The organism is Trinickia dabaoshanensis (assembly GCF_002879885.1).
Classification (GTDB): domain Bacteria; phylum Pseudomonadota; class Gammaproteobacteria; order Burkholderiales; family Burkholderiaceae; genus Trinickia; species Trinickia dabaoshanensis.
Genome location: NZ_PNYA01000031.1, coordinates 36,778 through 56,638 on the forward strand (window position 1 = coordinate 36,778; position 19,861 = coordinate 56,638).

Annotated in this window: 15 protein-coding genes and 1 pseudogene; 7 read left to right on the top strand and 9 right to left on the bottom strand. The window is 61.3% G+C overall.

The window, feature by feature from the left end:
• The first annotated feature begins 71 nt into the window (after positions 1-71).
• Both C0Z18_RS26925 and C0Z18_RS26930 read left to right on the top strand, forming a co-directional pair.
• Positions 72-945 (top strand): annotated as a pseudogene (locus tag C0Z18_RS26925) (oxidoreductase).
• Between the two features lie 206 nt (positions 946-1,151).
• On the top strand, positions 1,152-2,084 hold the full coding sequence (locus C0Z18_RS26930; RefSeq protein WP_102648489.1) for a LysR family transcriptional regulator: 933 nt from the start codon (positions 1,152-1,154) through the stop codon (positions 2,082-2,084).
• Here C0Z18_RS26930 and C0Z18_RS26935 read toward each other — a convergent pair.
• The 7 genes from C0Z18_RS26935 to C0Z18_RS26965 form a co-directional block, all read right to left on the bottom strand.
• On the bottom strand, positions 2,061-2,777 hold the full coding sequence (locus C0Z18_RS26935) for an SDR family oxidoreductase (protein WP_102648490.1): 717 nt from the start codon (positions 2,775-2,777) through the stop codon (positions 2,061-2,063). The two genes, C0Z18_RS26930 and C0Z18_RS26935, sit on opposite strands and share 24 nt — an antisense overlap.
• An 89-nt stretch (positions 2,778-2,866) precedes the next feature.
• On the bottom strand, positions 2,867-3,538 hold the full coding sequence (locus tag C0Z18_RS26940) for a peroxiredoxin-like family protein (RefSeq protein ID WP_102648491.1): 672 nt from the start codon (positions 3,536-3,538) through the stop codon (positions 2,867-2,869).
• A 51-nt stretch (positions 3,539-3,589) separates the two neighbouring features.
• Positions 3,590-4,366, bottom strand: coding sequence for an enoyl-CoA hydratase/isomerase family protein (locus C0Z18_RS26945; protein WP_102648492.1), 777 nt, complete (start codon positions 4,364-4,366; stop codon positions 3,590-3,592).
• 64 nt (positions 4,367-4,430) lie between these two features.
• Positions 4,431-5,000, bottom strand: coding sequence for a carboxymuconolactone decarboxylase family protein (locus C0Z18_RS26950; protein WP_102648493.1), 570 nt, complete (start codon positions 4,998-5,000; stop codon positions 4,431-4,433).
• 672 nt (positions 5,001-5,672) lie between these two features.
• The gene (locus C0Z18_RS26955) at positions 5,673-6,236 is read right to left on the bottom strand and encodes a cytochrome b (RefSeq protein ID WP_102648494.1); all 564 of its coding nucleotides are present in this window, start codon (positions 6,234-6,236) and stop codon (positions 5,673-5,675) included.
• 92 nt (positions 6,237-6,328) lie between these two features.
• Positions 6,329-7,672 (bottom strand): aspartate aminotransferase family protein, encoded by a 1,344-nt coding sequence (locus C0Z18_RS26960; protein ID WP_102648495.1) that lies wholly within the window; start codon positions 7,670-7,672, stop codon positions 6,329-6,331.
• Positions 7,673-7,723: 51 nt separating this feature from the next.
• Positions 7,724-9,169 carry an aldehyde dehydrogenase family protein gene (locus tag C0Z18_RS26965; RefSeq protein ID WP_102648496.1) on the bottom strand — a complete coding sequence of 482 codons (1,446 nt, stop codon included), beginning with the start codon at positions 9,167-9,169 and terminating at the stop codon, positions 7,724-7,726.
• A 472-nt stretch (positions 9,170-9,641) separates the two neighbouring features.
• Here C0Z18_RS26965 and C0Z18_RS26970 point away from each other — a divergent pair, with 472 nt between their 5' ends.
• The 5 genes from C0Z18_RS26970 to C0Z18_RS26990 all read left to right on the top strand — a co-directional run bounded on the left by C0Z18_RS26970 (position 9,642) and on the right by C0Z18_RS26990 (position 17,893).
• Positions 9,642-11,003: a DUF1329 domain-containing protein gene (locus tag C0Z18_RS26970; protein ID WP_102648497.1), complete on the top strand. Its 1,362-nt coding sequence runs from the start codon at positions 9,642-9,644 to the stop codon at positions 11,001-11,003.
• A 62-nt stretch (positions 11,004-11,065) separates the two neighbouring features.
• On the top strand, positions 11,066-12,901 hold the full coding sequence (locus tag C0Z18_RS26975; protein ID WP_102648498.1) for a DUF1302 domain-containing protein: 1,836 nt from the start codon (positions 11,066-11,068) through the stop codon (positions 12,899-12,901).
• A 61-nt stretch (positions 12,902-12,962) separates the two neighbouring features.
• On the top strand, positions 12,963-15,323 hold the full coding sequence (locus C0Z18_RS26980; protein ID WP_102648499.1) for an efflux RND transporter permease subunit: 2,361 nt from the start codon (positions 12,963-12,965) through the stop codon (positions 15,321-15,323).
• Positions 15,324-15,352: 29 nt separating this feature from the next.
• Complete coding sequence (locus tag C0Z18_RS26985) at positions 15,353-16,321, top strand: WD40/YVTN/BNR-like repeat-containing protein (protein ID WP_102648500.1); 969 nt, start codon at positions 15,353-15,355, stop codon at positions 16,319-16,321.
• Between the two features lie 33 nt (positions 16,322-16,354).
• Positions 16,355-17,893: a methyl-accepting chemotaxis protein gene (locus C0Z18_RS26990; RefSeq protein ID WP_102648501.1), complete on the top strand. Its 1,539-nt coding sequence runs from the start codon at positions 16,355-16,357 to the stop codon at positions 17,891-17,893.
• Positions 17,894-17,958: 65 nt separating this feature from the next.
• Here C0Z18_RS26990 and C0Z18_RS26995 read toward each other — a convergent pair whose 3' ends face one another.
• Both C0Z18_RS26995 and C0Z18_RS27000 read right to left on the bottom strand, forming a co-directional pair.
• On the bottom strand, positions 17,959-18,348 hold the full coding sequence (locus C0Z18_RS26995) for a hypothetical protein (RefSeq protein WP_146014109.1): 390 nt from the start codon (positions 18,346-18,348) through the stop codon (positions 17,959-17,961).
• A 62-nt stretch (positions 18,349-18,410) separates the two neighbouring features.
• Complete coding sequence (locus tag C0Z18_RS27000) at positions 18,411-19,850, bottom strand: APC family permease (protein ID WP_102648503.1); 1,440 nt, start codon at positions 19,848-19,850, stop codon at positions 18,411-18,413.
• Positions 19,851-19,861 lie beyond the last annotated feature (11 nt).

Here is a 19,861-nt window from a genome sequence, read left to right on the forward strand (position 1 = left end):
GGTGCGGTCTTCTGCAGACCCACGCTTGCCCTGAGAATCGGAAGGTCTTTTCATTTTTCAGGTAACGCGCAATGAACATGCTCTTCACCCAGACTCAGGTCGGTCCTTATCCGGTCAGTCACCGTGTCGTCATGGCCCCGCTCACACGGATGCGCACCGATGCGCACAACGTCCCCGGCGATCTGATGGTCGATTACTACGCGCAGCGCGCTTCGTCGGGCGGCTTGCTGATTTCGGATGCGACGTCCGTCTCTCCGCTCGGCTTCGCCTATGTGGGCGCACCGGGCATCTACACTGATGCACACGCGCGCGGCTGGAGACGCGTCACGAACGCCGTCCACGCGGAAGGCGGACGAATCTTCCTGCAACTGTGGCACGCGGGACGACAGGCGCATCCCGCCAACATCGGCGGAGAAGTGCCGGTCGCGCCTTCTGCCATCCGCGCCTATGAACACTCGGCAATCCACGACGAAAGCGGCCAGGTTGTCGAAGTCGAACAGGTCGTCCCGCGTGCACTCGCACTTGATGAGATTCCCGGCGTAATCGAGGAATTCCGATAGCGATCCGCGTGCCACGTTCGGCTATGTCGCCAGTCGTCTGAATGGCTATGGGCTCGCGTATCTGCACGTAGTCGAGCCGCGTGTGCGCGGTAACGATGACGTCGCCGCAGCGGCCTCGGCGGTCTCCGCGAAAGATTTGAGGCAAGTGTTCAAAGGCACACTCATCGCGGCGGGCGGTTTTACTGCGGATAGCGCGCATCGCATCATCGAGGCAGGCGACGCCGATCTCGTCGCCTTCGGGCGTCTGTTTATCTCCAATCCGGATCTGCCTGAGCGGCTGCGTATCGGCGCGCCGCTGAACCGTTACGACCGCTCGACGTTCTATGGCGGTGATGCGCGCGGCTACACCGATTATTCCTTCCACAGCGCGGCGCCGGTTATCTGAAACAGAAGCGAGCGTTGCTGACGGCTCCGACGCAGGATCGCCTGTGCGGGGTCGTTTTGCTTTTTCGGATTCTGATTGCGATGTCGATGCAAAGGCCGCTAACACCACTGACTTCATCGGCCATGTTCTGGCGCGATAGACTTCTGGCTGAACACACATCTCGGCTACAACACGGACTTTACGGTCCTTCAAGGAGAAGCGACTTCATGGACCGGATGGCAGCAATGGAAACGTACATCAGCGTTGTGGAGGCGGGCTCGTTTTCGGCAGCCGCGAAGCGGCTCAAACTCGGGCAACCGGCCGTATCGAAGTCGATTGCGCAACTTGAGGAGCGGCTCGGCGTACGACTGCTGTTGCGCTCGACACGCGGCCTGACCCCCACCGATGCGGGGCAGCGCTTCTACGAGCACGCGAGGCGCGCAATCGAAGAAGTAGAGCTTGCCGAGCATGTCGCGCGCGACGCGTCGACCGGGCTATCCGGCGTGCTGCGCATCAGTGCCGCCGTGACCTTCGCGCGCCTGCATATCCTGCCTGCGCTCAAGACGTTTCTTGACCGACACCCGAACCTGCAGATCGATATCGTGCTGGACGATCGAACCATCGACCTGCTCGAAATGGGTGTGGACGTTGCACTGCGCATGGGTTCTCTCGATGATTCGACGATGACGGCACGGCGCATTGCACAAAGCCGCCGACTGGTCGTTGGAACGCCTGCGTATCTCGCCGAAGCGGGCGCGCCGAAAACGCCTGCGGACCTCAGTCAGCATCAGGTGATCGTGTATTCGTTGCGAGGCGGTGGCGAGTCGTGGGCATTCAGCCAGCAAGGCAAGGAAGTGGCCGTTGTCGTGTCTGGACGCGTCAGTGTGAGCGCCGCCGAAGGCATCCGCACGACGGTGCTCGGCGGCATAGGTCTCGCGATCGCATCGGAATGGATGTTCTCGCCCGAACTTGCCGATGGCACGGTTCAAGCGGTACTCACGGACTGGGAATTGCCCTCGATCGACCTGTGGGCGGTGTTTCCCGCCGGACGACTGATGAGTGCGAAGGCGCGAGCGTTCGTCGCCTTCGTTGAAGAGATCCTTGGTGCCGCTGGCAGCGGCACCGACGGCATGGCCTCAGAAAGCGACCTTTCCGATTGATGCGCCGCCGTCGACATAAAGCGTCTGGCCGGTCATGAAAGCAGCCGCGTCGGATAGCAGAAACGCAATCGTCGCGGCAATTTCATGCGGCTGGCCGAAGCGCCCCATCGGCACCGCGGACAGATAACGCCTCTCGCCGTCGCTGCCCGGCGGATTGTTCGCGCGAAACAGTGCGGTCTCGGTCGGACCCGGCGCGACCGCGTTCACCGTAATACCCGTGCCCGCGAGTTCCAGCGCCCACGAACGCGCAAAGCTCACCAACGCTGCTTTCGCTGCGGCATAGGCCGTGCGCTGCGTCATGCCCAGAATCGTCAGGCTGGAAATGTTCACGACCCGTCCCCAGCCGCGTGTACGCATACCGGGAAGCAGGGCCTGCACGGTCTGCACCGCAGGATGAAGATTCAGCGCGAGAACGTCGTCCAGATCGTTTAACGCGACTTCACCCAGAGGCTGCGGTCTGACCAGCGCGACGTTGTTCACCACACCATCGAACGCATGGCGGCGAACGAGGTCATCGAGTACCGCGCCGGTTGCGGCACGATCGGCCAGATCGACGCGGACCAGTTCGCCCGGAAAGTCGCTTGCGTCACGCGCGAGGCCCACCACGTGGTGGCCATCGGCGATCAGCCGTTCTGTTAGTGCAAGGCCAATACCTTTGGTCGCGCCGGTTACGAGAAATGTACGCTGTGTCATCAAATGTCCTTTACGAACTGGAAGGGATAGAAAAGCCGCGCCGGGTTCTCCGGCGCAGGTGGCAATTGGCTGGCGTTGAGCGGCAGGGCTCAGGCGTTGGCCGTTGCTTTTTCCAGAACCGGAAACATGTCCGATGGGTCCGGACGACGCGTGTAATCCGGGTTGACCTCCGAATACAGCACGATGCCGTCCTGTCCGATGACGTAACGTGCGGGCATCGGCAAAGTCCAGCTGGGGTCGTTGTTGAATGCCGGCAGATCGTTCTTCAGGTTCTTGTACAACTCGACCAGATAGTCGGGCAACGCGAATCGCAATCCGAAGTCGGCGCCCGTCTGGCCAACCACGTCGCTCAGCACCGGAAAACCGAGTTCATTGGTGCGCACCGATTTACGGCTGTTGACCGGCGTTTGCGGAGAGATTGCCACGACGTTCGCGCCATAAGCCTGAATCTTCGGCAGCACTTCGTTGATCGCCTGCAATTCGATATTGCAGTACGGGCACCAGACGCCGCGATAGAACGTCACCACCAGCGGCCCCTTCACCAGCAAAGCAGCAGAAGATACGTCGTTGCCGTCCTGATCCTTCAGGTTGAAATGCGGCGCGCGGTCGCCGGCCTTGATCGCGCGGCCCGCCTGTCCGCTTGCTATCAGTTCTGCCGTAGCACGTTCCATTACCGGATGAATCTCCGGCGGTGCGTTGAACGGTGGTTTGCCTGCCTTGAAATCGGCCCGGAATGCATCGAGTTTGTCTTGCAGTGACATGAGCGTTCTCCTTGAGGGAATAGCGAAATGAGGAAGCGGGTGGCCGCATATTCAGACAGCGTTCTGCGCGGCTGCAACGCGGGCCACTTCGGCCGCAGTGATCCCTTCGAGCGCCAGGCCATAGCCGATGCCCTCGTCGATCACGCGACGCAGACGCTGCGTCAGTCCGATGCGCGTGTATTTGGTGGTGAGCGGCGGCTGCTTTGCGATCGTTGCGGCAATTGCGTGCGCACGTTCCAGCAACTGATCCGCAGGCACGATCTCGTTGACTACGCCCAGCGATCTTGCTTCCTCGGCCCCGAGCTTTTGCTGCGTGAGCACGAAATACCGGCCGCGAATGCTGCCGATCATTTCCGGCCACAGCAGATGGACGCCATCGTTGGGAGCGATGCCGAACACGGCATGTGGCATGTCCTGAAACACCGTCTCGGGTGTCGCCACCACGATGTCGCATAGCAGGACGTATTCCGAATGCAACAGCACCGGACCGTTCAGCGCGGCGATCATCGGCACTTCGACATCCAGAATATTCATCAGGATCTTGCGGCCTTCACGGAATATCTTGTCGTAGCCACGTGGCGTAAAGAAATCGAAGCCTTCCGGCGAGATCGCGTCCATGAATGCGTCGCCGCTACCTGTCAGGATGACGACGCGGTTATCCGGGTCTTCGCCGATCTGATGAAACATGTCGGTGAACTGCTCATGCGTATGGCCATTGAAGACGAGCTTCGCGCCGTCGGTATGGAAACGGACTTCGAGCACGCCGTCCGGCGTACGGGCCAGTCTGGCGTTGGAGTAGGCGTCTTTGTAGCGGTCGAACGTGGACATGGCGGTTCCTCGGTGAGCTTCGATATGGGGTGGAACGGGAGCCGCGAGGGCGCCCGGAGACGGCTTAGGCGGCAGCGACGGCGACCGGTTTGGTCCACTCGTTACCGGCCATGAAGCCGTCGAGTTCGGTGTGGACGATGTGGTTCGTGTAGTTGCTCATCACCTTGGTTGCTACGCCCAGAATCACTTCGAGGACGTTCTCACGGGTGTAGCCAGCGGCGATAAACGCGTCGACATCGGCTTCCGGAACGAAGCCACGCTCACGCACGACCAGGGTCGTGAAGCGATGCAGCGCTTCGAGCTTTGCATCGGGCAGCGGCGTGCCGGCACGCAGCGCGGCGATCACGCCTGCGTCCATCTTGATCATCTTTGCCAGCGTGCTGTGACCGGCCATGCAGTAGTGGCAGTTGTTTTCGAAGTTGGAAGTCAGATAGACGACCTGCTGTTCGTGCGGTGTCAGCGTGCTCTTCGAGAACAGATCCCACAGCGCCGAGTAACCGGCGAGCAGCGCGGGCGACTCCGCCATATGCGCCTGCAGGTTGGGGACGAAACCAAAGGCGCGTTTAGTGTCTTCGAGACTGGACTTCGAAGCGGCCGGTGCGTTATCGATTGTGTAGGTTTGGAAGTTGCTCATCGTTTTGCTCCTGTTGGTTGACGGTGTGCAAATGATGAAGGTCGGCGCCTTTTCGAAGAAGGCAGGCGCCGTCGATAACACTCATTCCCGGTAGGCATAAAGCGGTCGCTGTGCCGTTGAGGTACACGTCTGAGGACGGCAGATGGTCCAACGCAACCGGAGCAAATGCTCTGAATCTGGTCGAGCGGGACGATACATCAACGCTAGCGCATGACCGTCTGCTCCGGCTTCGAAAGCGGTCTGACGGTCGTCGGGGAGCGATTGGCCGTCCAGGGTCGATGACTGTCGTTCACGACACCGCACCGATCGGGAGTCGCCGGACGTGCCAATATTCGAGAATGCGGCCGCGCTCTGGAAAAGGAAGCGCGATATATTGGTCTCGACGAGGAGACCCGTATGCGGCAACCGCTGAATGTGAGCGTGATGCTGCGCCGATTCGACGAGCTATGGGGCGATGCTTACCATCTGCCGCAACGATTTGACGACCTTGCGGCTGCGTGATGCCGGGCTGCGAAGTCGGTAGCATGCGCGTGCCGACCTACACTTCGATCTTTCGAAGGGCTCGAGAAGGCCGGCATCAGCACGCTCCCGATCCCACGACGCCAAATCTTCGGCGCATGCTGTGCGAGGTGTCGGTCGACGATGTTCTCGGGCGTTGTGTTTAATCCCGTTTCACAACATCCGCCGCAAAACGTCGTTGTCCCGATCCTTGTCGAGAAAGCGATGCTTCAGCGCGCCAAGGATATGAAAGACGACGAGCGCTAATAACGTATACGCCAACGTTTTGTGCAACCACTGGAACACCTTGAACCAGTTATCGTTCTTGGGCAGCACTTCCGGCAGACGCATGAAGAAAAATGGCACGCCGTCGCTTTGGGTGAACGTGCTCGACATCGAGTAACCCATTAAAGGCACGACGATGGCCAAGGCGTAAAGCAGGTAGTGCGCCGCCTTGGCGCACTTCTTTTCCCAGTGGGCAAGGCCCGCCGGTGGAGGCGGCAGCGTCGTGCGCGAGCGGATCGCGAGCTGAACGAGAACGAGCAGGAGCGTCAGAATCCCGAACTGCTTGTGCGTGGGATAGTACCAGTCGAATTTGGCGGGGAGGTCGTCGCTCAACCTCACCATGGTCCAGCCCATCCAAAGCTGGCCGAAGATCAAGATCGCTCTTGCCCAGTGGAGAAGGCGAACGACGAGCGGGTATTTGTCTGTCGCATCATGCGCGATATGGATTGCCATCTTGGTGCCTCATCCTCAACGATCGAGCGTGCCGGGAGCGGCACACGAACGCTCGCCCGAACGTCCGTGTGTACCTAACGCAAAAACACCTGTCAACAGCACTCGTGCAGCGCTTCGCGCAGCGCCAGCGCCATCATGTCCGCCTCTTCCAACTTCAGCGTGAGCGGCGGCGACATCACCACTTTATTGGCGATGGCGCGCACCAGCACACCGCGCCGACGCGCCGCATCGGCCACGCGCGCGGCGAACCCTTCCATCGGATTGAGCGGGGTTCGGCTCGCTTTGTCCGTCACGAGATCGAGCGCCAGCATCAAGCCTTTCCCGCGCACGTCCCCAACGGTCTCGAATTGCTGCTCAAGCGGCTGCAGCTGCTCGAGCAAGTGCTGGCCGACGCGGCCTGCGTTGCCGGGCAAATCCTCGGATTCGACGATATCGAGCACGGCCAGCGACGCCGCGCAGGCAAGCGGGTGACCGCTATACGTATAGCCGTGCATCACCATGTGCGAGAAACCGCTGCCATGCTCGATCGCTTCGGCGATACGCCGGTTGTACATCGTCGCGCCGAGCGGGACATAGCCCGCGGAGATTCCCTTGGCCAAGCACAGGATGTCGGGCGCCACGCCCCAGCCGCGGCTGCCGAGCATGCAGCCGGTGCGGCCGAACCCGGTGACCACTTCGTCGGCGATCAGCAAGATACCGTTCCTGTCGCAGACATCGCGGACACGGCGCCAATAGGTGGCCGGCGGAACGATGAGCCCACCCGCGCCTTGCACCGGTTCCGCGATGAACGCGGCGATGGTTTGCGGGCCGTGGAATGCGATCGTGTCTTCCAATTGCCGGATGCAATGCGCGACGAGTTCCTCCGCATCCTCGCAGTCCCAAGGATTGCGATAGAGCCAAGGCGTGTCGAGCAGGATGCAACCGGGCAGAAGGGGGCCGTGGTTATAGTGATAGACGCCGTTCCCGCCGACCGACGTGCCTCCCATATGCACGCCATGGTAGCCGTTGCGCAGCGAAAGAAATTTCGTGCGTGAGGGCTCGCCCGCGGCAACCCAATATTGACGCGCCATTTTCAGCGCCGTTTCGCAAGCATCTGAACCGCCGCTGCCGAACATGACGCGCTGCATGTCTTCTTGCTCGAACATGGCGCAGAGGCGATCGGCGAGATCATAGACGAGCGGATGCGCCACGCCGTCGAACGTTTGGTAATAAGAAAGCACGTCCATCTGGCGCGCGATGGCGGCTTTGACTTCCGGCCTGTTGTGGCCGACGTTGACGTTCCATAGCCCGCCGACACCGTCGAGCATGCGGTGTCCTTCGACGTCGACGACATAGTTGCCATCTCCTTGCGCGATCACGACGGTCGGGGTGGTGTGGCCGGCGGCGGCCGAACTCATCGGATGCCAGAAACGTTTTTGACGCTGTTGATAGTTCATGGTGTATCGCTCACGAAGTTCTTGAAAGGAGCTGCGGCTAAACAATGCGCGTTACAGCGCGGCGGTAATCACTTTTTCCTCGAGATAGGACTCGAGCGCCGCTCGAGAAAGATCTCGTCCGATGCCGCTGTGCTTGATGCCGCCCCAGGGCAGACGCGCATCGAGCGGGCTCCAGCAGTTGATTGCAACGGCGCCCACCTCGAGCCGGTCGGCCACGCGGTGGGCGGTAGCGAGGTCTTGCGTCCACAGCGAGGCGGACAAGCCATACAACGTATCGTTGGCGATGCGAATCGCTTCGTCTTCGCTGTCGAACGGTATGACCATGCCGACAGGCCCGAACACTTCCTCGCTGGCGATCCGCATGCGCGGATGCACGCCGCCGAGCACCGTCGGCCGCATGAAATAGCCGTGTTCCGGCACGGCTTCATCGCCCGCCAGGCGGATCGCGCCTTCGGCGATAGCGCCGTCGACATGGGCGCGCACGCGCGCAAGATGACGCTGATTGATCAGTGCGCCCATCTGCGACGACGGGTCCGACGGGGGGCCGACATGCATGCCGCGGGCGGCTTCGGCAAGCCGCGTTTCCACGGCCTGCGCCAGTGAGCGATGCACGAGCACTCTCGAGCCTGCCGCACAGGTCTGCCCTTGATTGACGAACATGCCGAGCAGCAGCGCGGGGACGACCTGATCCAGATCGGCGTCGCCGAAGACGATCTGCGCCGCTTTGCCGCCCAGTTCGAGCGTGACGCGCTTGAAGCTCTTCGCGGCTTCGCATGCGATGGCGCGCCCGACGTCGGTGCTGCCGGTAAAACTGATTTTGCTGACGAGAGGATGCGCGACGAGCGCAGGCCCGACTTCGGAGCCCACGCCGTGGACGATGTTGACCACGCCATCCGGAATGCCGGCTTCGCGCGCCAGCTCGCCGAGCCGAGCGACTGCGACGGGGGCGTCTTCGGAGGGTTTGATCACGACGGTGCAACCGGCGGCCAGCGCCGGTGCCAGCTTCCATACCGCAATCATGAGCGGTGCGTTCCACGGGATGATCTGTGCGGCCACGCCAACAGGCATGCGCTTCGTGTAGTTCAGCGTCGTGCGGCCCATGAAGCCGTCGGTGGGGATCGTGCGGCCCTCTAGCTTGTCCGCCCAGCCCGCGAAATAGCGGAGCACGTCGATGCTCATCGGCACATCCATCATCCGCATTTCGATAAGCGGCCGTCCTTGCTCGTTAGCAAGCAACGTTTGCAACGTCTCGCTGTCGCGCTCGATCAGATCGGCTAGACGATGCAGCCAGCGCGCCCGCGCGGCGCCTCCCGCATTCGCCCAGGCGCCTTCGCGCAGCGCCGTATGGGCCGCTTTCACTGCGCGATCGACGTCCTCGTGGTTCGATGCCGGCACCCGCGCCAAGCGCTGACCGGTAGCGGGCGCGAGCTTGTCGAAAAAGCTGGCGGACACCGGCTTGCAGAGCCGGCCGCCGATCAGATTGTCGAGTTCCATCATTGCGTTCTTGATCCTCAAGGTGACTGTCGGGTCGATGCGCCACGTCTCGCCCACGCGTGGGCAATGGGCAAAGCACGTGACCTCATTCTCGGCGCTACTTTATGTCCGCGATGTGCCCGCGCTTGTCCGCTTTTGGCAATCGCTGCATGGGCAGTCGAATAGGGAATACCCGAGGCCTGTCCTTCCTTCCTCCCCCTGCGTCGATGTCACTTGCTGGTGTGTATCGCCCCATCACCCGTGCGTACCGGCGATCTCGCGTCAATATTTCGCCAGTTCCGAAATAGGGGATTGGAGAAAGCACCTAGGTCTAAGAATGCGCAAAACGTGTTGACGAATCTTTTATTCTGGGAATAATGGCCTCAACGCATCTGGGCGAGTCTGCATCCACAAGCACGCGATCCCGATGCCTGTCAGTCAGTGGCGATCGCGCCAATGCGATTGTCAGCACGTTCACGGTCACGGGAGATCTCTCATGCAGTTGCAACTGAAGGCTGGCCTCGCGGTCGCATGTTCCCTTGCGATTACGATGGCCTGGGCGCAATCGTCAGGAGTACTGACGATCAGCGGCGCCGAGAAGGCGGGAAGCGCGGATGCTCGTATCCCCGCGTATTCGGGCGTGCAGTCGGCGCCCGCGGGGTGGGCGCCGGGCAAAGTGAGAGGGGACTATTCGCCGTATAAATCGGAGAAGCCGCTGTTCACGATCACGGCGGAGAACGTCGACAAGTACGCGACGAATCTGACGCCCGGCCAACTCGCGATGTTCAAGCAGATCAAGAACTATCGGATGGATGTCTATCCGTCGCATCGCGACTGCGGTTATCCGGAGTGGATTCAGGACAACACCAAAAAGAACGTCGGCGCCGCGAAGCTGGACGCAAGCGGAAACCATCTCGTGAGCGCAACGCTCCCGGGTCTTCCGTTCCCGGCGGCGAAGACGGGGCAAGAAGCGATTTGGAACTATCTGTCGCGCTATCGCGGCGTAGGCATCAAATGGGACAAGGTCAACACGATGGTTTCGCCGCGACCGGGCAGTTCCGAATGGATCGGCGTGACGGGCCGCCAGTTGGTGTACACGCCTTGGGGCAAGAAGGGCGCCAATTCGCTTGGCGCGGACGAGGGGTTGTATTCGATCTACGTCGGCTATGAAACACCGGCAGCGCTCGCTGGCCAGGCGCTCGTGCAGACGGACAATTTTGCGAGCGACGACAACCCCGTCTTCTACTACTTTCCGGGGCAACGGCGCGTGCGCCGGATGCCGTCGTACAACTACGATGCGCCTCAGATCGGCTTCGAGAGCCAGTACACGGTGGATGAGCCGTGGCTCTTCAACGGCAGCATCGATCGCTTCGATTGGAAGCTGGTAGGGAAAAAGGAAATCTACGTCCCGTACAACGATTTCGCGATGTACGACTTCAACAAGAAGATCGGCGAGGTATTCAAGCCCGATCAGATCGATCCGTCGGCTCGCCGCTACGAACTGCATCGGGTCTACGTGGTGGAGGCGACGCTCAAGCCGAATATGCGGCACATCTCGCAGAAGAAGGTGCTCTACCTCGACGAGGACACCTATCTGGCGTTGGCGGGTGAGGATTACGACGCGCAAGGAAAGCTCTGGAAGACGAAGGAAAGCTATCCGATCCCGATTTGGGAGTTGGGCGGCACCTGCGACGTTGAACCCTTCTCGCAATACAACTTAACCACCAGCCGTTACGTGGCGGATCAAAACATCGTTGGCGCCGGACAGGACGTCCAATATTTCGAGTCCTCCAGCGCGCCGACGTTCCGACCGGATTACTACACGCCCGAGAATCTCAGCGCCATTAGCGAACGCTGATATGCGGTGACGGCCCGCCGATCCGCGACGATCGCCGGGCCGCGACGACTAGAGGAAAATCCATGAAAACGAAAGCGGTTCGCGCATCGGTATCCGCTGCGCTGATGGGGCTGGGCATGGGCGCCGTTTCGGCCAATTCGTATGGTTACGACTTTACGACCGGACTCGGTGATTTGCATGGCTCGTGGGTGACGAATTTAACGGCAGGCGCCGGCATTCGCACCAAGAACCCGAGCTGTTCGCTCACGGGCGACCCGAACTCGTACGGCTGCGGCGCCGCGGCCAATGTCAACCAGTGGGGCTCCAGCGATAACGGTGATCTGAACTATAAAAAAGGGCAGCCCTTCAGCTCATACCTCAGCGCAACGAGCGAGTTGCTGCTGACGATGCCGAGCGAAGGCTACAAGTTCATGATCCGCGGCACCGCGATGTACGACTTCTTGGTGGGCGACACCGCGAGAACGCCGCTGTCGAGCACTGCCCTGGCGCAAGTCAAATACCCGGTGCAGTTGCTCGATCTTTGGGGTGAGAAGGACTTCACGCTCAACGGGCGCGAGGCTCACGTGCGGCTGGGCAATCAGGTGCTCAACTGGGGCGAGAGCTATTTCGCGTCCGGCGGGATCAACCAGACGAATTCCGTCGACATTCAAAAGCTTCTCATCCCGGGAACGCAACTGAAGCAGGCGCTGTTGCCGGCGCCGATGCTGAGCTTTGCCGCGGGTCTGACGCGCGGATTGAGCACCGAGGCCTACTACCAGTTCCAGTGGAACGGGAATCGCTACCCGCCTGTCGGTACTTACTGGTCGGTCGGCAACAGCTTCGGGCGCGGCGCCGTCGCAGGGACCGTGAGCACCACGAACGGGAACGCGGCCGGTGTCGACGCGGGCACCATCGCCGGCGCGAACAGCGGTAATGCGGCCACACTGGCGAGCATCAATACGGGATTGCTCAATGGACAGTATGCGGGCCCGCCGTACAACTCCCTCGGCATATTGGTCAACACCGTCCTCCCGAAGGAATACAAGCCGCAATTCGGTATCAAGTTCAACTACAGGCCGAAAGCGCTGGACGTCAATTTCGGCTTTTACTATGAGAACTATACGGACAAGTCGCCGGTTCTCTCGAGCCTAGCTAACGGCACCGGACAGTTTTCGTATCTGCAGAACCGGCAGTTGTTCGGCGTCAGTGCGAACTTCGGGCTCGGCGATTGGGCCATCGGTACCGAGCTTTCGTACCGTCCGCATGATGCCGTTGCGCTGTCCGGCTGCTTTGCGCCGAACGGGCCGCTCGACCTGAATACGAACGGCGTGTCCGGCATCAATTGTCAGCAGTGGATGGACATGAAGAAGTTTCAGTACGACATCAATGGGCAGCTCAGCCTGACCCGGAGCGAATACCCGTTCCTGAAGCTCATTCACGCTGACCAAGCGGTGCTCACGGCGGAATTGACCTGGATTTACTACCCGGGGCTCAGTTCGAGCGGCGTCACGCGCACGATCGACGGCCACGACGTGCATCAGGCGCCGGCGGCGGGGTACTTCACCTGGTTGAACAACGGGTCGGGCCTGGGATATCCGATCACGGCGGCAGCGGGGACGTCGAGCTCGGTCGGGGCGACCGTCGATTTCAACTGGACCTATGACGGCAGCGTGATACCCGGTTGGCAAATCACGCCGGGCGTGACGTTCACCGATGCTTTGTACGGCTACACGCCCACGTTCACCGGCAATTATCTCCAGGGCGCGAAATCGGTGAACCTCTACGTGTTGTTCAACCAGAACCCGGCCACCTGGCAAGCCGGCATCAACTATACGGCGTTCTTCGGCGGTCATGGCGGCGTGGGTCAGCCCTATGCCGACCGCAACTTCGTTGGGCTGTTCGCAACACGTAACTTCTGATTCCGCGATGACGGAAACGGCGCGCGAGCCCGCGCGCCGACACTTTTGAAGGATAGCTTCCGTGCTTACTCGATTCGTCACCCGCCTCGAGAAACTCATCTTCGGTCACCGCGCGATCGTGCTGTCGGCGATCGTTGTCTTCACAGCCGTGATGGCGGTATTCGCGGTGCAGTTGCGAATGGAGGCCGGCTTCGAGAAGCAAATGCCGATCGGGCACGAGTACATCGAGACGTTCAAGAAGTATCGCAACGATCTATTCGGTGCGAATCGGATCACGGTCGTCGTGCGCGCTCGAAACGGCAACATCTGGACGCCGCAGGGGCTCACCCGGCTCTATCAAGTGACGCAGGCGGTCACTTTTCTGCCGAACGTCGACCGAGGGGGCGTCGAGTCGCTGTGGACGCCCAATGCCTTCGTCAACGAAATCACGGAAGACGGCTTTCGCGCGAGCCCCATTATCGACGGCACCATTACGCCGAAACAGCTGACGCCGGCGATCGTCGCGCAGATTCGACAGTCCACCGTCGACGGCAACTATATCGGCACGCTCGTCTCGCATCGCGAAGACAGCGCGATGATCACCGCCGAGCTCAACGAACGCGACAGAGCGGGGAAGGTGCTCGACTACGTCGCCTTCAATCGCTTGCTCGAGCAGCAGATCCGCAAGCCGTTCGAAGACGCCGGCTATGAAATTCAAATCATCGGCTTTGCCAAACAGATCGGCGACATCGCGGACGGCGCCAGCGCCGTGCTCGGCTTCTGCCTGATCGCGCTCGTGTTGACGGCGCTTGCGGTGTATTGGTACAGCCATTCCGTGCGCTTCACCGTGCTTCCGATCGTCTGTTCGTTGACCTCGCTCGTTTGGCAGTTCGGCACGCTGAAGCTGCTGGGTTTCGGGCTCGATCCGTTAGCGGTGCTCGTACCGTTTCTCGTGTTTGCGATCGGCGTGTCGCATGGGGTGCAGCAGGTCAACTATATCGTTCGCGAGCTCTCTCACGGCTATAGCTCGATGGAGGCCGCGCGCCGAAGTTTCAGCGGCTTGCTGGTGCCCGGGACGCTTGCGTTGATCACGGCCTTCGTCTCGTTTATCACGTTGCTGTTGATTCCGATTCCGATGGTGCGCGAGCTTGCGATCACCGCATCGCTCGGCGTCGCCTACAAGATCGTCACGAACTTGGTGATGCTGCCAGTCGCCGCGTCCTGCTTCCATTTCACCAAAGCGTATGCCGATCGCGCGCTCATGAAGCGGGAACGTCGCTCCGTGTGGCTGCGCGGTTTGGCTCGGGTGGCGCAGCCACGCAACGCCTATATCGTCGTCGCGATCACGGCAGCTGTCTTCACGCTGGCCGCGTGGCAGAGCCGCGATCGTGTTATCGGTACGCTACAGCCCGGCGCGCCCGAGCTGCGCGCCGATGCGCGCTTTAACCGCGATGCGGTGTCGATCGCCAGCAACTACGACGTCGGCCTCGATTGGCTGACTATCGTGTTCGAGGCGAAAGGAGCAGCGTGCGACAACCCGGCGATCGGCATCGCCGAGGACGAATTCGCCTCGACGATGCGAAGCGAACCGGGGGTGGTCTCCGTTCAGTCATACCCCGGGATGCTGCGCACGTACAACGAGGGCTACAACGAAGGCAATCCGAAGATGAACGTCGTGCCGATCGATGCCGGGAACTACGCCGGATTGACCGCCGAGATCGGCCGCGTGAAAGGGTTTATGAACAAGGATTGCAGCATGACGGCGGTTCATCTGTTCCTGACCGATCATAAGGCCACGACGCTGAATCGGATTCTCGGCGACGTCAAGCAGTATCGCGCGACGCATCCCTACCATGGTCTATCGATTCGGCTCGCCGCGGGCAACGCGGGTGTGCTCGCCGCGATCAACGACGAAGTGGCGCATAGCGAGTTGCCGATGATGCTCTACGTCTATGCGGCGATTCTCGCGCTCGTGTTTTTCGCTTATCGCGATGTGCGAGCGATGATCGCGTGTTGCGCTCCCCTGACGGTGGCGACCTTCATCGGGTATTGGTTCATGAAGGAACTGCAGATCGGGCTAACCGTGGCGACATTGCCCGTGATGGTGCTCGCGGTGGGGATCGGCGTGGATTACGCGTTCTACATCTATAACCGGTTGCAATTGCACATGGCGAGCGGCCAGCCGATCGTGAAAGCGGTGGAGCACGCCATGCTCGAAGTGGGAGTGGCCACGATCTTTACCGCGATCACGCTCGCGATCGGCGTGGCGACCTGGAGCTTTTCGGCACTGAAGTTTCAGGCCGACATGGGCAAGCTGCTCGCCTTCATGTTCATCGTCAATCTCGTGATGGCGATGACGGCGCTGCCCGCGATCGCCGTCTTGCTGGAGCGTTGGTTCCCGCGCCGCAAGCCCGTGCGCGCCCCGGGCCTGCTGACCCACTGAGTACCGCTCCCGATATCCGAGGTTTCACCATGATTAGAAAACTTCTCGTAGGCGCCGCGGTCGCCTGCTTTTGCGGGTTCGCTGCCGCCCAGACGGCGGGCGCCGGAGCCACGCCTCTGAAGATCGAGCCTGCCCATGCCTGGGCCGATCCGACCCACGCCATGCTGCTCGATGTCGCGCACGCAGGTGGCCGCATCGTAGCGGTTGGCGAGCACGGCATCGTGCTGTTGTCCGACGATGGCGTCAGCTATCGGCAGGCCAAGCATGTGCCGGCATCGTCGACGCTTACTGCGGTGTATTTTGCCGATGCCGAACACGGTTGGGCGGTGGGTCAATGGGGGGTGATATTGGCTACCGCAGATGGTGGCGAAACGTGGACGCTGCAGCGATCGGACACGTCGATCGACCAGCCGCTCTTTTCGGTTTACTTCAAAGACGCTCGCCATGGGTGGGCAGTCGGCTTGTGGTCGTTGTTGCTCGAGACCGAAGACGGCGGCCATACATGGACAGTGGCGAAGCTGCCGCCTCCGCCGGGCACGAGCAAGGCGGATCGCAATCTGTTCCACATTTTTTCGGATCGCTCGGGCACGCTGTTTATTGCAGCGGAACAAGGCCTGGTGCTGCGCTCGCGGGATGGCGGCGCGAGCTGGGAATACCGGCAGACGGGCAACAAGGGCAGCTTGTGGACGGGCGCGTCGAGCGCCGACGGTACCGTCTTCGTGGGCGGCTTGCTAGGCCATCTCTATCGCAGCAGGGACGGCGGCGACACGTGGGAGGCCATCGATTCCGCCTCGACGGGCTCGATCACGAGTCTCGTGACGAAGGGCGACCGCGTGCAGGGTGTCGGCTTGGACGGTTTCGTCATCAACGGCACGAGTACCGCCGACCAATTCACGGCCCATCAAAGGCCCGATAGAGCGGCGCTGACCGGGCTCGTGGTCTCTCGTTCCGGCCACGAGATCCTGCTTTCGAAGGACGGCATTCTAAAACCAGAGTAATGAGAGCAGGCGGTCGACTGACCGAGAAAAAATATGAGTATCCGCACGGGGTTGACTTGGACGATCGGCGCATTCGTCGTCCTCATTCTGATGGTGATTGCGATCGGCTATGGCGTGTCGAAGTTTGCGCGCGATGGCTTGCTCGGCATCGAGCAAACCTCACAACGCATCGCGACGCTCAAGACCAGTTCCGAAAAGCTGCTGAAAGTGAGACTGGCGCTCGGGAGCTACGAAACGCTGTTCAGCGTGGGCCAGCAGAGCGAGACATTGCTAACCGACGCACGCAACCTGCTGGCCGAGTCCAACAAGAACTTCGAGGCCTATGCCGGCGGCCCGTTTCAGACCGACGCCGAGCGCGCACTCGCTCAAGCCGTCGTGCATGCGCGCGCGGAACTGGTGACAAAGGCGATCGAGCCGGAATTCGCGGCGCTCGATGGCGGCGACGTCAATGCGTTCCGCGATATCGAGGGGCGGACGGCGGGCGCATCCTATGGTGTGTACGCCAAGGCCATCGACGCACTCGAGGCCCTGCAAAACGAGGACGCCTTGCGCAAAACCGCAACGGTCGGCGAGCGTTTCCGCTTAGCGACCTTCATGTTCGCCGCGATCGGCGCACTTTCCATCGTCGTCGGGATGATTGCGCGCGCAAGCTTATCCACCGCGGTGATCCGCCCTGTCAATCAGACGATCGCGCATTTCGAGCGCATTGCGTCGGGCGATCTTACGATGGATGTCGTTGGCAATTCGCACGGCGAAATGGGCCAGTTGCTCAGGGCGCTAGGGAAAATGCGCGCGAGCCTGGTCGACACCGTGGCTAGAGTGCGCGGCAGCAGCGACGAAATCGCTTGCGGCGCGAAGGAAATCGCTTCCGGCAACGTCGACCTATCGCGCCGTACAGCGCAGCAGGCCGCCGCGCTGGAGGTCACGGTGGACAACGTCGAACAATTATCATCTGCGGTCGGGCGGAACGAGGACAGTGCCAAGGAAGCAAATCGGCTAGCTCAAGGTGCGCTGCAGATAGTCGTCCGCGGCGGCCAGGTCATCGAGCAGGCAATTTCCGTGATGGACCGCGTGACCGAATCGTCGCGCAAGGTCAAGGAGATTACGGGAATGATCGAAGGCATCGCGTTTCAGACCAACATTCTGGCGCTGAATGCGGCGGTGGAGGCGGCGCGCGCGGGCGAGCAGGGCCGCGGCTTCGCGGTGGTCGCCACCGAAGTGCGCCATCTCGCGCAGCGTTCCGCAACGGCTGCGAAGGACATCAAAGGGTTGATCGACGAGGCGGCTTCGCACGTGGAGCAGGGCACGTCGTTCGTTCAGTTGGCGGGCGGGGCGATGAGCGAAGCAAGGGGAGCCGTCGAGCATATGACGGGAATCATGGCCGAGATCGAAGGCGCCGCCGCCGAGCAAAGTTCAGGCATCGCGCAGGTGAACCAAGCCATTTCTCAGATCGACGATGTGACGCGTAGCAATGTGGCGCTCGTCGAGCAAGCCGCTGCCGCGGCGAAGTCGCTGGAGCAGCAGGTCGAGCTTCTGCGTCACGCTGTCGGCACGTTCGCGATCGAAGCCTAGTATTCGCCGGCGGGATATCCCGCCGGCGAGAGCCCCCGCCCGCCGCAACAGCGCGTCGATATCGATCAGATCAAGCAGTGCTCGAATACGGAGCACGATGTGAAGAGGCGCTGCTCGCAAAATACCGATTCGGCCGCATTGACTTGCATCAGCGCGACGTAGCGCTCCAACCCATCGCAGCCGACGATCGCGAAGACGCTCCCATCGGGCCCGTTGGCAAATCGCTCGTCGCCCTCCATGACGTCCACGTTGTCGTGAAGCCCGCATAATCGAGCGTTCTCCACCACATTCCACACGTGCGGGAGCCGCAGGACGATGTCGAGCACGTCCTCGGAAATTGAAATGATCGCGGCATGAGCATCGTCGCAGCGGTCGAACCATCCGGCTTCGCCGGCTGGTTCGACCCGGATCGCCGCGACGGCGTACAACAGCATGGGCGTAGTTTCGACAGACATAGGCCGTGACATCGGTTCGCAATGACGGGACACCGAACGAGCGGTAGCGAGATTCTCGATCACTATTGAACGGCCCGCCCTAAGCCTGCATAGAGCCCGGGATCCTTTCTTCTCAATCGATACGCGGCGCACACGCCCGATGCGCCGATCGCAAGCAGGAAGTACGGAAACAGCGCGACGAGCTTCGAATCGGAGCCGCTCAACACCGATAAATTGCGAATCACGAGCACGAGGCAGGCGCCGAGCGCGATGACGCTGATAGCTGGGGCGATGAGCCGGTGCATGAGCCCGGCATCGCGATGATCGCGGGCAAAAAACGCGATGACCGACGCAGCCACGAGCATCTGCACGGCGATGATGCCGATCGTCGCGAGTGCGCTCATCCACGAGAAGACGATGGCGAACGGATCGAGGCGCAGCAGGGCGGAGCCGATGACGATCACGAGAGCAATGAGCGTTTGCAGCTTGCCGGCCACGTCCGGACACTGATAAGTGGGGCACGTGTGGCCGAGTTTGCTCCAGAGCACGCCCTCCCTGCCCATGGCATAGAAGTACCGGGTGATCGTGTTGTGGAACGAAAGAATCGCCGCGAACAGGCTCGTCACTAGCAGGACGTTCATCGTATCCGTGGCGACTTTGCCGAGCAGCTTGTCGCTCATCGCGAACCAGAGATTGGCGGGGTCTTTCGTTGCCTGCGCAACGATCTGATGCTCGCCCCATGCTTCGACGATCGCCCAAGCGGAGAACGCGTAAAACGCCATGATGAGCATGACGGCCAAATAGGTGGCGCGCGGAATGGTGACTTTGGGATTGCGCGCTTCCTCCGAAAAGATGGCCGTGGCTTCAAATCCCATATACGAGCCAAGCACGAAGACGAGGGCGGTGCCCAATCCGGGACTAAAGACGGCTGCGGGGCTGAACGGCTTCGCACTGAATCCGCCGGGCCCGCCGCCTTTCACGACGATCGCGAGATCGAGCAGGGTGACGATGGCGATCTCGCATATCATCAGCATCCCGAGTAGCCGGCCGCTGAACTCGATGTGCCGCGCGCCGCAGAAGTGGACGATGGCGATGCAGGCGAGCGCGAAAGCCCACCAGGGGATGTCGATCCCGTAGTGCTGCGCAATGCCGTTGTTGAGGAAGAAGCCGAACATGCTGTAGATCGCAATCTGCACCGCGTTGTAGGCGGCGATGGCGACGAAGGCGCCGCCGACGCCCAGGGGCGCGCCGAGCCCGTTGGCGATGTACGCATAGAACGCACCGGCGTTCGAGATATGCCGGCTCATGGCCGCGTAACCCATGCTGAAGATCAGGTACATCACGCCGGCCAGCACGAAGGCGCCCGGTACGCCCGCTCCGTTGCCCAAGGAAAAGGCGGCGGGTGTCGCGCCTACCATGGCGGTGAGCGGCGCGGCCGCAGCCACGACGAAGAAGACGATTTGAGGCAGTCCGACAGCGTTCTTGCTGAGCCCCTCATGAGGCTGGCTGGAAATTTCGTTCATAGGTCACCCTG